This window comes from Blautia sp. AM23-13AC (assembly GCF_003435675.1).
Classification (GTDB): Bacteria; Bacillota; Clostridia; order Lachnospirales; family Lachnospiraceae; genus Fusicatenibacter; species Fusicatenibacter saccharivorans.
Genome location: NZ_QTUL01000003.1, coordinates 118,967 through 133,643, shown reverse-complemented (window position 1 = coordinate 133,643; position 14,677 = coordinate 118,967). Strand labels below are relative to the sequence as shown.

The following is a 14,677-nucleotide window of genomic DNA, read 5'->3' as shown; positions in this document are numbered from 1 at the left end:
GTGTTCTCCTGGGAATCCGCCGTCTCTTTTGAGGATCCCGCACAGCCCGTCAGAAGAAGGAGGGCAGGAAGGAGGAGAAGGCGTAACGTTTTTTTTGAAAAAAATGTCATGATACTCCTTTCTGAAAGAAAACACGGAGGCATTCGAAAAAGCTCCGTATCAGACTGTTTCGTGACAAATGCCGCAGGAGTGGGAAGCGGCAGACGGGAACAAATGTCCCCGAAAAAAGATCAGTTATCATCATATAGCAGGGAGGATTCATTTGTCAAGGAAAGGAAAACCAGTTATAGAAAAGAGGGAAAAAAACTGCCTTTCCCTGTAAAAAAGAAAGGCAGTTTTGAGAAAATTTCTTGATTTTAGGATACCCTGCGGAACTGTGCCTGGTAGAGCTGGTAGTACGCGCCCTGTTTTGCCATCAGTTCGTCGTGGGTTCCCTGCTCGAAAATCTTTCCGTGGTCGATCACGAAAATCCGGTCCGCATTTTTAATAGTAGAAAGACGGTGCGCAATGATGAACGAGGTACGGCCCTTCAACAGGCTTTCGATTCCCTGCTGCACCTGAATTTCTGTCTGTGTGTCGATGCTGGACGTCGCCTCGTCGAGAATCAGAATCCGCGGATCGGACACCATCGTTCTGGCAAAGGCGAGAAGCTGGCGCTGGCCGTTGGAAAGACGGGCACCGCGCTCGCTGATCTCGGTGTCGTAGCCGTCCGGCAGTTCTATGATAAAGTCATGGGCATGCACGGCCTTTGCGGCGGCAATGATTTCTTCCTCCGTGGCATCGAGCTTTCCATACGCAATGTTGTCGCGAATCGTGCCGGAGAAGAGAAAGTTGTCCTGGGTCATAACGCCCATCTGGGCACGCAGGCTGTTGATGGAGACATCCGTCAGGCTGTAGCCGTCGACGCGGACCGTTCCAGAAGTAATATTGTAGAAACGGCTGATCAGATTGACAATGGTCGTCTTTCCAGCGCCGGTCGGGCCGACGAGTGCGATCGTCTCACCGGGAGCCGCTGTAAAGCTGACATCCTTTAAAACCAGCGTGTCCGGATCATCGGAGTAGGCAAAGCTGACGTGGTCGAACGTTACTTCTCCTTTGATCGGCGGCAGTTCTGTGACGCCAGGCTTGTCGGCAACCTCCGCCGGTGTGTCGAGGATCTCAAAGATTCGCTCCGCAGCGGAAAGGTTCGTGATCAGCTTGTTGTAAAAACCGGCCAGGTTCTGGATCGGATCCCAGAACATCGTCAGATACATCGCAAACGCCGTGAACGTACCGATCGGAACGGCATCCACGCCGAGTACGGAAATACCGATAAAATACAGAAGAAACGTTCCGATGCCCCATGTCACTTCGATCACAGCGGAAAAACCATCCGCCAGGCGGACCGCATGGATGAAGGAGTTCTGATGCTCAAGAAGAAGCCGGTCAAACTCGCCCTGCGATTCCTGCTCTGCGGTAAAGCTCTTGATGATGCGGATACCGGAGAAGTCCTCGTGGATATACGCCGTAACATTGGAAGATTTTTTTCGGAACGTCTGCCATCTCTTGTGTGCGACGATCTGAATAAAATACATGCCGATAGCGATCAGCGGCAGCACGAGAATCGCACTTAAGGAGAGCCAGATGTTTTTGATCATCATGATCACCAGAATGGCGATGATCGTGAGAATGTTTGGAATCAGCTTTGTGACACCGTCGTTCAGCACATCCTTTAACGAGTTGACATCGCCGATGATGCGCGCCAGGATCTTTCCGGCCGGGCGGGTATCGAAAAAGCTGAAGCTTAAGGTCTGGATATGCGTGTAGAGCTCGTCACGGATTTCCAGAAGAATGTTGTTGGTAATGCGCGCCATCAGAAGCATCCGCAGGCGGACACCGGCCGCGTAAACCAGGTTGATCACAACCATGAATACGCAGAGGGCAACAAGCCCACGCCAGTCTTTCTGCGCAATATTGACGTCGATGGCGTACTCCAGGAGCAGCGGGTTCACAGTGGAAATCGCGATGGTAACGGCGAGAACCACGAGAACGACGGCAACCTGGCGTTTATAATTTTTTAAGTAGGAGAAGAGGCGGCGGATGGTCGCGCTCTTTAAGACCTCTTTCTGCTCTTCATCTACTTTACTGGAATTGATAGCCATAATCGTATTGTTCCTCTCTTAACGGGTAAGTAAATACAGAAGTTGTCGGGTAATAGATTAAATTGAATTAAGCATTGGCAGGAAGTGCCTGCTCGAGGGCTGCCTTTGCTTTATGGTAATCACCGTACTGAGCCTCCCAGGTGGAGTAGTACAGGCCTTTCTGTGCCATCAGACTCTCATGCGTGCCGCGCTCGGCGATGCGTCCGTGATCGAGATACAGGATCTCATCGGCATTCTGCACCGAAGAAATGCGGTGGGCAATGATGATCTTGGAAACATCTTTTTTCTCGGCGAGATGGCTCTGGATTTCGTATTCGGTCTCCATATCGAGCGCCGAGGTGGAATCATCCAGTACGAGGATCGGAGCCTGTTTTGCCAGGGCGCGTGCGATGGAAAGACGCTGCTTCTGACCGCCGGAAAGTCCCATGCCGCGTTCGCCGATGACGGTTTCGTACTGATCCGAAAGATGGTCGACGAACTCGGAAGCACATGCAGCGGAGACGGCGTTATGTACCTCCTCGGATTTCATCGTGCTGCGGCTGCCGAGGCGGACATTCTCAGAAATGGTATCTGAGAACAGGAAGACGTCCTGCATGACGACGGAAGAAGTATCGCGCACGGTGCGCAGCGGCAGGGTGCGGATATCGTGGCCGTCGAGACAGATGTAACCGTTGGTGACATCGTAAAAACGCTCGAGCAGATTGACGATGGTTGTTTTTCCGGAACCCGTCATACCCATGATGCCGAGTGTGTGGCCCTGCTTTAAGGTAAAGTCGATATCCTGCAGAATCGGTGTGTCATGCAGGGAGAAATCGACGTGATGGAATTCCAGGTCACCCGGAAGTTTTGAAAGCTCCACCGGATTTTCCGGTTCTGCGATCTGCGGCTCCTCTGCGAGAATTTTGTTCAGCTTCTTGTTGGAAGCAATCGCAGAAGCGAAGCAGTTGCCGAGCCAGCCGACGTTTTCGATCGGCCAGGTGATCTTGGAGGTGTACTCCATAAAGGCCGTTAAAACACCGAGCGTAATGCGTCCGTGGATGACACCGTAGCCGCCCGCGAGAAGGACGAGCACGCGCATCAGCTTCGTAAGAAACGAGATGGCGGGATCGTATTTCATCAGGACGCGCGCCTGATCCATGTTGAGATCGCAGTATTTCTGATTGTGTTTCCGGAATTTTTTGATCTCATACGGTTCCCGTGCAAAGGATTTGACGGTGCGGACACCGGCGAGATTTTCCTGTGCAACGGTATTCATGACGGCGTTTTCCTCGCTGATCGCATCGTAGACACGGTCGAGTTCTTTTTCGAGGCGGATTGCGATGCCTGCGACGAAAGGGAGGATCGCCACGGAGACGAGTGTCAGCGGCAGATCCAGTTTGACCATACTGACCATTGCCATCATGATACAGATCAGGCCTTCTAAGATCAGCATGCCGGCAAAGCCGAGGATATCCCAGATCCGGTCGACGTCATCGCGCACGCGGGCGAGGAGTTCGCCGGTATTGTTTTTGTCAAAGTATTCCACCGAAAGCCGCTGGACGTGGCGGAACAGGTTGTCCCTCATCTGGCTGGCGACGCGGACGCTGCTGACATCGAATAAAAATTCTTTGATGTACTGAAACAGGGCTTTTGCGGCACCGATCAGAAGAAAGGCGGCAAGGTATTTCCAGAGCAGTTCCATTTTGTGACTGACCAGCACGTCATCCACGATGTGCAGCGTGACAAGCGGCGCGAGCATATCGAGAAAGACACTTAAGGCCATGGAACCAAAAGCGAAAACGTAGTAGTACCAGTTCTGGAGCAGGTACTTACCGATTGGATTTTTCTTCATGAATGTTAAAACCTCCTCATTGATGTCGTTTGGGTGTCTGGCAGAACATAGGCTTTCAAAAGCTCCGTAAGTGTGGGAACGGAACAACGGGAAACGAAAGCGAAGGCTGCGTTTGTATATAAAAGAAGGGAATCGATGCGGTAAGAAGACCGCGGAATCTGCCTGCCGGAAACGGAGCGAAGCCGGAAAGAACGGTTTCGTACTGTTTATAGCAATAAAAAAAGCCGCAGTATCGACGTACCGCGCCTTCTGTGCGAAATAGCAGGCATAAAGAATGCATAGAGATTTGTTATGCAGAGTTAATGCTTACAAAGAATTTCGAAAGAAGGGCAGCCACCTGGTTTGATCGCCATACGAAGTTTATTCTGTTTTACGCTGGATGCATAAATAAGATTGATCATAAGTGGTGTTCTCCTTTCATGATTTTTTCTGCCGCATCTGATCGAACACGACAGCTTATGGTTCTAAGCTACTCCTGTTTTCCAGATTTGTCAATTGTTATTTTCAAAAATTAAAAAATAAAAGCTGCAAAAGGTATGAAAATTGCGAATTTGGGTAGCTGTTTCGGGGAATATGCGATATAATAAACGAGAGTATAAGCGGAAAAATCACAAGCTAACATGTGAAACGAGGGGACAAAAAGATGGAAAAAATAATTGCAGGCCTGGTGCAGATGGATTCTGGGCCGGATATGAATGAAAATATGCGCATGGCCGAGCAGTATGTGCAGGAGGCGGCGGAACAGGGAGCGAAGCTGATTCTTTTCCCGGAGACCGCAGAATACACGGGAGCAGACATGCCGGGGCACGCAAGTGCAGTGCCGGGCTACGTCAGCCGCCGGTTTTCCAGCCTTGCCAAACGGTACGGTGTCTATCTGCACTGCGGCAGCATGACGGTACGGCGCCATCCGGGGCGTCCGTCCAACACGTCGTTTCTGTTCGGACCAGATGGAGAAACGATTGCAGAATACAGCAAAATACATATGTTTGATGTAAATATTCCGGGCAGTGTCTCCTACGAAGAATCACACGAGATCTGCCCGGGAAATGAAATTGTTCTTGCGGACACGGCGCTTGGCCTGTTCGGCATGAGCATCTGCTACGATATCCGCTTTCCGGAACAGTACCGGCTGATGGCATCCTCCGGAGCAGATGCATTTCTGATAGCGGCGGATTTTACGAAAGCAACGGGAGAGCGCCACTGGGAAGCACTGCTGCGCACGCGCGCCATTGAAAACGGATGCTACGTGCTCGCCGCCAACCAGTGCGGCCAGAAAGCGCGGTTTGAGGCGTACGGCCATTCCATGATCATTGCGCCGGACGGCGAAATTCTTGCGGAGGCAGATGATACCCCGCAGGTACTCATCGCAGAGCTGGATCCGGAAGTGCTGGAGCGGACAAGAAATGAAATCCCGTCTCTGGAAAACAGGAGAGACGATCTTTACCGTGTAAGCTCGGGAAACGTACGGATTTATGAAGAATAAAAATGCAGGGAGGAAATAAGAAGATGGATCAGTTTATACAGTATACCCCGACGGAAGTCGTGTTCGGAAAAGAGACCGAAAACCAGGCAGGCGCTGAGGTAAAGAAATGGGGCGGCACAAAGGTGCTCGTCGTTTACGGAGGCGGAAGTGCAAAACGGAGCGGTCTTCTGGAACGAGTGGAAGCATCTCTTGCAAAAGAGGGCCTTGCCTTTGAAGAGCTTGGCGGCGTAAAACCAAACCCGAGACTTGCCCTTGCCGAGGAGGGTGTGAAAAAAGCAGTGGAAATGCAGGCAGACTTTATTCTTGCCGTCGGCGGCGGAAGCTCGATTGACACCGCAAAAGCCGTTGCGCATGGAGCTGCAAATCCGGCGGAGGCACTCTGGGATATCTGGACGAAAAAAGTACCGCTGACAAAATCTCTCCCGGTAGGAGCGGTTCTGACGATACCGGCAGCCGGAAGCGAGATGAGCGATTCAGCCGTTCTGACAAACGAGGCAATCGGCAAAAAGGCCGGCATCAACACGCCGTTCAACCGCTGCAAATTTGCCATCATGAATCCGGAGCTGGCAGCAACCCTGCCGAAATACCAGATTGCCTGCGGCGTAACCGACATCATGATGCACACGATGGAGCGCTATTTCATTCCGGAGAGCCAGTGCGAGATGACGGACGAGATCGCAGAGGGACTCCTCCGTACCGTAATCAAAAACGGACCGAAGGTTCTGGAAAACCCATCCGATTACAATGCGATGGCGGAAATCATGTGGTGCGGAAGCCTGTCACACAATGGACTGACGGAGTGCGGACGCGGCAAAGATTTTTCGGTACATAAATTCGGCCATGCGTTAAGTGCAAAATACGATGTAGCACACGGCGCATCCCTGGCGGCAGTCTGGGGTGCCTGGGCGAAATACCAGTACGATGAGGAGACGGTTCTCTGGCGGTTTGCACGGTTTGCAGAAAAAGTCTGGGGCATCACAGAGGGAAGCGATCACAAACGGGCAACGGAAGGCATTGAGCGCACAGTAGCGTTCTTCCATTCGCTCGGCATGCCGACCTCCCTGCATGAGCTTGATATCCCGAACCCGTCGGATGAGGATCTGCGTGCCCTTTCCATGGATGCAACACAGCAGGACACTGTAAAACTGTCCCGCATCCGCAAGCTGGGCGCACAGGAAGTATATGAGATTTACCAGATGGCGCGATAAAAGGAGGAAAACCAGATGGCAAAAAAGAAAATCGCAGCACTGCTGATCGCAGCGGCCGTTGCGGCGGGAGGCTGGGCGCTTCCGGCAAGGGTAAGCGCAGCAGAAAATGACGGCACGGCCGTAACCTGGCAGCAGGATGAGACGGAAAGTTCCGAGCAGAATTCGGATGAGGAAGCGGCAGCGCAGGAGCAGAGCGGTACTTCGGAAAACGAGACGCCGGCTGTTACGATTCCAGGTGAGGACAACGAACAGGAGCCGGAAGAGAAACTTCCTGCCGGCTGGGTGAAACAGGAGGACGGAAGCTGGAAATACAGAAAAGAGGACGGCACGATGGCCGCCAGCGAGTGGATCACCCATCTGAACCGGAGATATTATCTGAATGCAGACGAAATCATGTGCACGGGTCTTTCGATGGTCAACGGAAAGCTCTATTATTTTGAGAGCTGGGGCGGAGCCGGATTCCAGGGCTGGAAAAAAGTCGGCGGGGCATGGTACTATCTGAACGAGGACGGAAGCGTCAAAACGAATGAATGGTTCGTTCACGACAAGAGAACATACCATGTAGATGAAAACGGTGTGATGAGCACCGGACTGCAGAAGATTGACGGAACGCTCTACTACTTCGAGAGCTGGGGCGGAGCCGGATTCCAGGGCTGGAAAAAAGTCGGCGGAACATGGTACTATCTGAATGAGGACGGAAGCCTCAGAACGAATCAGTGGTTTGTGCATGATAAAAGAACGTACCATGTAGACGCAGACGGTGTGATGAGTACCGGCTGGCAGACGATTGACGGCGTTGATTATTACTTTGAAAGCTGGGGCGGCATGCGCGTGAACGCCTGGGCGGCCAAGGGCAGTGACTGGTATTACATGGACAGCAACGGAACCCCAAAAGGGGAAGGCTGGCTGCTGTATGACAAGAACTGGTATTATCTGAGGCAGGACGGCAAAATGATGCACAGTGAATGGCTGTGGTATGATAATAACTGGTATTACCTGCAGAGCTGGGGCGGCATGTATAAGAGCCAATGGGTAACGATCAAAGGCGCAACGTATTACTTCCGGAGCTGGGGCGGTATTTACAAGAACGGCTGGCAGGAAGTGGACGGAAAAACGTATTACTTCCGAAGCTGGGGCGGCATCTATAAGGATACCTACATCGACGGCTATTACGTTGATAAAAACGGTGTCCGCCGGAACAGCAAAAATATCTGCGTGGCAATCGACGCAGGACACCAGAGAAGAGGAAACAGCGAGAAAGAGCCGATCGGACCGGGATCATCGACCTATAAGGCGAAGGTTGCTTCCGGAACATGCGGTGTGGCAACCGGCATCAATGAGTATGAGCTGAACCTTGCGGTATCTTTAAAGGTACGCGATATCCTTGAGGAGCGCGGCTACGATGTTTACATGATCCGCGAGACGCACGACGTCAATATCAGCAACTCCGAGCGTGCAAAACTTGCCGTGCAGAACGGAGCAGACATTCTCGTGCGTGTACACGCGAACGGAGATTCGAACCAGTCGGTTTACGGAGCACTCACGATGGCACCGAGCAGCAGAAATACGTATCTTTCCGGTGATGTGGTCAGCAAGAGCCAGAAGCTCTCCCAGAAGATGATCGCAGCATTCTGCAAAGACACCGGTGCGAAGAACCGCGATGTGATTTACACCGATTCCATGAGCGGCATCAACTGGAGTACCATTCCGGTCACGATCATTGAGCTTGGCTTCATGAGCAATCCTTCCGAGGACCGTTTGATGGCAACCGAGGATTACCGAAACAAGATGGCACAGGGAATTGCGGACGGAATCGACGCATATTACGAATAAACAAAGGGACCTGCCTGAAATGGGCGGGTCCTTTTTGTATGCAAAAAAAGAAAGCGGAGCGAGTCCGCTTTCTTTTGGGAATCCATAGGATCAGATCTTATTTGTTGTTGTTTTTCTCCAGCTCCTGCATTTTCATCGCACGAACCTTCAGCGGCAGACCGAACAGTGTGATGAATCCGTCTGCATCGTGGTGATCGTAGAGATCGCCGGTGGTGAAGGAAGCAAGAGACTCATTGTACAGGCTGTACGGAGAAGACTCGCCGGCTTTGATGATGTTGCCTTTGAACAGTTTGAATTTTACTTCGCCTGTTACATATTTCTGGGTGACATCAACGAATGCCTGGATTGCCTCGCGCAGAGGAGTGTACCATTTTCCTTCGTAAACAACCTCAGCAAGCAGGTTTCCGAGATCTTTCTTTGTTTTCAGGGTCTCACGGTCGAGAATCAGCTCCTCTAACTGCTCATGTGCAGCCATCAGGATGGTTCCGCCAGGAGTCTCATAAACACCGCGGGATTTCATGCCGACAACACGGTTCTCAACGATATCAACAATACCGATGCCGTGTTTTCCGCCCAGCTTGTTCAGCTCGGTGATGATTTCAGAAACTTTCATTTCTTTTCCGTTTAAGGTCTTCGGAACGCCGGCCTCAAAGGTCATGGTTACGTACTCGCCTTCGTCCGGAGCTTTTTCCGGAGGAGTGGTCAGTACGAGAAGATCGTCGTAGTTCGGCTCGTTGGACGGATCCTCAAGCTCAAGTCCCTCATGGCTGATGTGCCACAGGTTACGATCACGGCTGTAGCTGTGGTTTGCATCAAACGGAAGGTCGATGCCGTGTGCTTTACAGTAAGCCAGCTCGTCTTCACGGGACTGCATGGTCCATACATCGGTCATTCTCCAAGGAGCGATTACTTTGATATCCGGAGCAAGGGCTTTGATGCCGAGCTCGAAACGGATCTGGTCATTTCCTTTACCGGTAGCGCCGTGGCAGATGGCAACAGCACCTTCTTTTCTTGCGATCTCAACGAGTTTCTTTGCGATAACCGGACGTGCCATGGAAGTACCGAGCAGGTATTTGTTCTCATAAACAGCGCCTGCTTTTACGCACGGCATGATGAAGTCTTCACTGAACTCGTCGATAACGTTTTCGATATATAATTTGGAAGCGCCGGAAAGTTTTGCTCTCTCATCGAGGCCAACCAGCTCGTTTCCCTGGCCGCAGTCGATGCAGCAGCAGATTACTTCGTAGTCAAAGGTCTCTTTCAGCCACGGAATAATGGCAGTAGTATCAAGTCCGCCGGAATAGGCAAGTACAACTTTTTCTTTCATAATGTAAGATCCTCCTTGGATTTCTCGTGCACCTATATGCGCGGTGCATCGTCAATGACTAAAATATACATCATACGACAGGATTATGCAAGCTTTTTTTCAGAAATTCAAAAAAAACTTGCATAATATACATTTGAGGTGTATACTTATGCAATCGACGGTATATGACAGCAGAAAACAAAGATTTTTCATTGAAAAAAGAAAATAATTGAGATATCATAAAGAAAAAAGAAAAAATGTCCGGCAAGACAAGAAAACGGGCGAAAGAAAAAAGGAGAAAAAGGTATGATCAGAGCAGGAATTATCGGTTCTACAGGATATGCAGGAGGCGAGCTGGTGCGTATTCTCCTGGGACACAAAGATGTGGAGATTAAATGGTATGGTTCCAGAAGCTATATCGATAAGAAATATGCGTCGGTTTACCAGAATATGTTTCAGTTAGTAGACGATGTCTGCAAGGACGACAACATGGAGCAGCTTGCAAAGGAAGTAGACGTCATTTTTACAGCAACTCCGCAGGGACTCTGTGCTTCCCTGGTAAATGATGAAATTCTTTCGAAAGTAAAGGTCATCGACCTGAGCGCCGATTTCCGTATTAAAGATGTAAAAACGTATGAAGAGTGGTACAAGATCGAGCATAAATCCCCGCAGTATATCGACGAGGCGGTTTACGGACTGTGCGAGATCAACCGTGAGAAAGTAAAACAAGCGCGCATCGTGGCAAACCCGGGATGCTATCCGACCTGCTCAACTCTTTCGATTTATCCTTTATTAAAGGAAGATCTGATTGATGGAAACACCATCATTATTGATGCAAAATCAGGAACTTCCGGAGCAGGAAGAGGAGCGAAAGTGGACAACCTCTACTGTGAGGTCAATGAAAACATCAAGGCATACGGCGTTGCCGGCCACCGCCACACACCGGAGATCGAGGAGCAGCTTTCCTATGCAGCCGGCTACCCGATCACCCTGAACTTCACCCCGCATCTTGTTCCGATGAACCGCGGCATTCTCGTAACGGCATATGCATCCCTGAAAAAAGATGTGACTTACGAAGAGGTTAAAGCCGTTTATGATAAGTATTATGCCAACGAGCAGTTTGTACGTGTTCTCGATAAGGATGTCTGCCCGCAGACGAAATGGGTCGAGGGAAGCAACTATGTGGATGTCAACTTCAAGATCGATCCGAGAACGAAACGAATCATCATGATGGGTGCGATGGACAACCTGGTCAAAGGCGCAGCAGGACAGGCGGTACAGAATATGAACCTGATGTTCGGCCTGCCGGAAAACGAAGGCCTGTGCATGCCGCCGATGTTCCCGTAAAAAAGACAGAAGCAGACAACAGACGGAATTTACGAAAAGTGAGGATAAAAGAATGAAAAAGATTGAAGGAGGCATCACTGCTGCAAAAGGTTTTCAGGCAGCAGGCGGCGCAGCAGGAATTAAAAAACAGGGCGTAAAGGATATGGCACTTGTCTACAGCGAGGTACCGTGCGTAGCAGCAGGAACCTTTACTACAAACATCGTAAAAGCAGCTCCGGTCAAATGGGACCAGGAGATTGTATACAACCATCCAACCGCACAGGCAATCGTCTGCAACAGCGGAATCGCCAATGCATGCACCGGCGAGGAGGGCCATGGCTACTGCAGAAAAACCGCAGAGGCAGCATCGGCTGCACTTTCCATTCCAGAGGACTCCGTTCTCGTTGCATCGACCGGTGTTATCGGAAAACAGATTCCGATCGATAAGATCGCAGCCGGCGTGGAAATGCTGAAACCGCAGCTTGCAGCTACAAGAGAAGCCGCAGCTACAGCAGCACAGGCGATCATGACAACCGACACCGAGCCGAAGGAAGTTGCTGTTCAGATCGAAATCGGCGGAAAAACCGTAACGATCGGCAGCATGTGCAAGGGCTCCGGCATGATCCATCCGAATATGTGCACCATGCTGAGCTTTGTGGCAACCGATGCCAATATTTCGAAAGAGATGCTGCAGAAAGCACTGAGCGAAGTCGTACCGGACACCTACAACATGGTTTCCGTAGACGGTGATACTTCCACAAACGATACCGTTCTCCTTCTGGCAAACGGTCTTGCCGGAAACCCGGAAATTACGGAAGAAAACGAGGATTACAAGATTTTCAAAGAAGCACTCTTTGAAGTCAATAAAACACAGGCGATGCACATCGCAGGCGACGGCGAGGGCGCAACCGCACTGTTCGAAGTGACGATTCAGGGAGCCGAGAGCAAAGAGCAGGCCGTGACACTGGCAAAATCCGTCATCACATCGAGTCTGACGAAAGCGGCAATCTTCGGCCATGACGCCAACTGGGGAAGAATCCTCTGCGCGATGGGTTACTCCGGAGCAAAATTCGATCCGGAAAATGTAGATCTCTACTTTGAGAGCGCAGCCGGAAAACTGCAGATTATCACGAAAGGTGTTGCCGTTGACTACAGCGAGGAGGAGGCAACGAAGATCCTCTCCGAGCCGAAAGTAACTGCGATCGCCGACATCCACATGGGAGAGGCGACAGCAACGGCATGGGGCTGCGACCTGACCTACGATTACGTAAAAATCAACGCAGATTATCGTTCCTGACCGGATCCGGAACAGGCACGGGAAAAGAGCATAAGAGGAGAAAAAATCATGGTAAATCAGATGTATCTGGACAAAGCAAATGTGCTGATCGAGGCACTTCCTTATATTCAGCGGTTCAACCGCAAAATCATTGTCATCAAATACGGCGGAAGCGCAATGGTGGATGAAGAGTTAAAGAGAAACGTCATCCAGGACGTAGTTCTTCTGAAACTGGTCGGCTTCAAACCGATCATCGTACACGGCGGTGGAAAGGAAATCAGCCGCTGGGTCGGAAAAGTCGGCATGGAACCGAAATTCGTCAACGGTCTTCGTGTAACGGATGCCGATACGATGGAAGTGGCAGAGATGGTGCTGAATAAGGTCAACAAAGAGCTTGTCACCATGATTCAGTCACTCGGAGTTAATGCTGTCGGCATCAGCGGAAAAGACGGCGGACTCTTAAATGTAGAGAAGAAGCTGTCCAAGGGCGAGGATATCGGCTTCGTTGGAAATATCAAGAACGTAAACCCGAAGGTGCTGTACGATCTTCTGGAGAACGACTTCCTTCCGGTTGTCTGCCCGGTAGGCATGGATGATGATTTCAATACTTACAATATCAACGCAGACGACGCGGCATGCGCCATCGCTGAGGCGTTAAATGCAGAAAAACTGGCATTCCTGACCGATATCGAGGGTGTCTACAAAGATCCGAAGGATCCGGAGAGCCTGATTTCCGAGCTCCACGTACAGGAAGCAAGAGATCTCATCACAAATGGAAATGTCGGCGGCGGCATGATTCCAAAACTGCAGGGCTGCATCGATGCGATCGAGAACGGCGTATCGAGAGTCCACATCATGGACGGAAGAATCCCGCACTGCCTGCTGCTTGAGATCTTTACGAACAAAGGAATTGGTACGGCTATTTTAGGGGAAAACAAGGAGAAATTCAATCATGAAGACGAATGAGTATATGGAACAGACCGAGCAGTACGTGCTCCACACCTATAACCGGTTCCCGCTTGTGATCGACCACGGCGAGGGCGTTCATCTGTATGACACCGACGGAAAAGCATATCTGGACTTTGCGGCAGGTATCGCGGTATATGCGCTCGGCTACAGCAATGACGATTATAAAAAAGCAGTGAAAGACCAGGTGGACAAAGTCATCCATGTTTCCAACCTGTTCTACAATGTTCCGATGGGCTCCGCGGCGGAAAAGCTGGCGAAGGCATCCGGCATGGATAAAGTATTCTTTACGAACAGCGGTACGGAGTCGATCGAGGGAGCCATCAAAGTAGCGAGAAAATACGCTTACTTAAAAGACGGCAGCAACGATCACGAGATCATCGCGATGAACCATTCCTTCCATGGAAGAAGCCTTGGAGCGCTTTCTGTAACAGGAAATACGCATTATCAGGATCCGTTCAAACCGCTGATCGGCGGCATTAAATTTGCGGATTTTAATGATCTGGAGAGCGTAAAGGCACAGATTACCGACAAGACATGTGCGATCATCATGGAGACTGTACAGGGCGAGGGCGGTATCTATCCGGCAACGAAAGAATTTTTACAGGGCGTGCGCGATCTGTGTGACGAGCACGACATCCTGCTGATCCTCGACGAGATCCAGTGCGGTATGGGAAGAACAGGAAAACTGTTCGCATGGCAGGATTACGGCGTACAGCCGGATGTCATGACGTGTGCAAAAGCACTTGGCTGCGGCGTTCCGGTCGGCGCCTTCGTGCTGAATAAAAAGACGGCAGAGCATTCGCTCGTTCCGGGAGACCACGGAACGACATACGGCGGAAACCCGCTGGCCTGCGCGGCTGTCAATGCTGTATTTGAATGCTATGAGAAACAGCATGTCGTAGAGCATGTAGCAGAGACGGCTCCGTATCTGGAGAAAAAGCTGGACGAGCTGGTGGAAAAATATGACTGCCTCGCAGCACGCCGTGGAAAAGGCTTTATGCAGGGCCTTGTCGTAACGGGCCGTCCGGTCGGAGAAGTCATCAACCGCGCGATTGAGAACGGACTTCTTGTGATTTCCGCCGGAAGCGACGTTCTTCGTATGGTACCGCCGCTTGTGATTACGAAAGATGACATCGATGAGATGATTGAAAAACTGGAGAAAGCATTACAGTAATGTGAAATAGACAGCCGTCTGGTTTCCTAGGCAGGAGACCGGGCGGCTGTTTTTCTGCTGTCCCTGAGTTCTGTATAAAAACGGGGAAAAAAGGAATAGTATAAAATGTACTCTCGGAGCCTTTCTGCAC

11 protein-coding genes are annotated in these 14,677 nt (G+C 50.8%); 8 read left to right on the top strand and 3 right to left on the bottom strand.

Features of this window, described 5'->3' with window-relative positions; translation table 11 throughout:
• Positions 1-354, top strand: a complete 354-nt coding sequence (locus DW642_RS15975) for a hypothetical protein (RefSeq protein WP_173815799.1) — start codon at positions 1-3, stop codon at positions 352-354.
• A 2-nt stretch (positions 355-356) separates the two neighbouring features.
• Here DW642_RS15975 and DW642_RS05355 read toward each other — a convergent pair whose 3' ends face one another.
• Together DW642_RS05355 and DW642_RS05350 are read right to left on the bottom strand one after the other, a co-directional pair.
• Positions 357-2,141: an ABC transporter ATP-binding protein gene (locus DW642_RS05355; protein ID WP_117509516.1), complete on the bottom strand. Its 1,785-nt coding sequence runs from the start codon at positions 2,139-2,141 to the stop codon at positions 357-359.
• Between the two features lie 67 nt (positions 2,142-2,208).
• Positions 2,209-3,972 (bottom strand): ABC transporter ATP-binding protein, encoded by a 1,764-nt coding sequence (locus DW642_RS05350; RefSeq protein ID WP_117509515.1) that lies wholly within the window; start codon positions 3,970-3,972, stop codon positions 2,209-2,211.
• 643 nt (positions 3,973-4,615) lie between these two features.
• Here DW642_RS05350 and DW642_RS05345 point away from each other — a divergent pair.
• From DW642_RS05345 to DW642_RS05335, 3 genes are read left to right on the top strand one after another with little or no spacing between them, the layout of a single operon-like run.
• On the top strand, positions 4,616-5,455 hold the full coding sequence (locus DW642_RS05345) for a carbon-nitrogen hydrolase family protein (RefSeq protein WP_117509514.1): 840 nt from the start codon (positions 4,616-4,618) through the stop codon (positions 5,453-5,455).
• Positions 5,456-5,478: 23 nt separating this feature from the next.
• Positions 5,479-6,663, top strand: a complete 1,185-nt coding sequence (locus DW642_RS05340; RefSeq protein ID WP_117509611.1) for an iron-containing alcohol dehydrogenase — start codon at positions 5,479-5,481, stop codon at positions 6,661-6,663.
• Between the two features lie 15 nt (positions 6,664-6,678).
• The gene (locus DW642_RS05335; protein ID WP_022462200.1) at positions 6,679-8,496 is read left to right on the top strand and encodes an N-acetylmuramoyl-L-alanine amidase; all 1,818 of its coding nucleotides are present in this window, start codon (positions 6,679-6,681) and stop codon (positions 8,494-8,496) included.
• Between the two features lie 97 nt (positions 8,497-8,593).
• Here the strand turns inward: DW642_RS05335 and DW642_RS05330 are convergent, their stop codons facing one another.
• On the bottom strand, positions 8,594-9,826 hold the full coding sequence (locus tag DW642_RS05330; protein WP_055218598.1) for an argininosuccinate synthase: 1,233 nt from the start codon (positions 9,824-9,826) through the stop codon (positions 8,594-8,596).
• 282 nt (positions 9,827-10,108) lie between these two features.
• Between DW642_RS05330 and argC the strand changes: the two genes are divergently transcribed.
• From argC to DW642_RS05310, 4 genes are read left to right on the top strand one after another with little or no spacing between them, the layout of a single operon-like run.
• Positions 10,109-11,149 (top strand): N-acetyl-gamma-glutamyl-phosphate reductase, encoded by a 1,041-nt coding sequence (gene argC, locus DW642_RS05325; RefSeq protein ID WP_022462202.1) that lies wholly within the window; start codon positions 10,109-10,111, stop codon positions 11,147-11,149.
• 52 nt (positions 11,150-11,201) lie between these two features.
• A complete protein-coding gene (gene argJ / locus DW642_RS05320; RefSeq protein ID WP_117509513.1) occupies positions 11,202-12,425 on the top strand; it encodes a bifunctional glutamate N-acetyltransferase/amino-acid acetyltransferase ArgJ in 1,224 nt (407 codons plus the stop codon).
• A gap of 48 nt (positions 12,426-12,473) precedes the next feature.
• On the top strand, positions 12,474-13,370 hold the full coding sequence (argB, locus tag DW642_RS05315) for an acetylglutamate kinase (RefSeq protein WP_022462204.1): 897 nt from the start codon (positions 12,474-12,476) through the stop codon (positions 13,368-13,370).
• On the top strand, positions 13,357-14,547 hold the full coding sequence (locus DW642_RS05310; protein WP_022462205.1) for an aspartate aminotransferase family protein: 1,191 nt from the start codon (positions 13,357-13,359) through the stop codon (positions 14,545-14,547). The genes argB and DW642_RS05310 overlap by 14 nt, the downstream gene beginning before the upstream one ends.
• Positions 14,548-14,677: the final 130 nt, after the last annotated feature.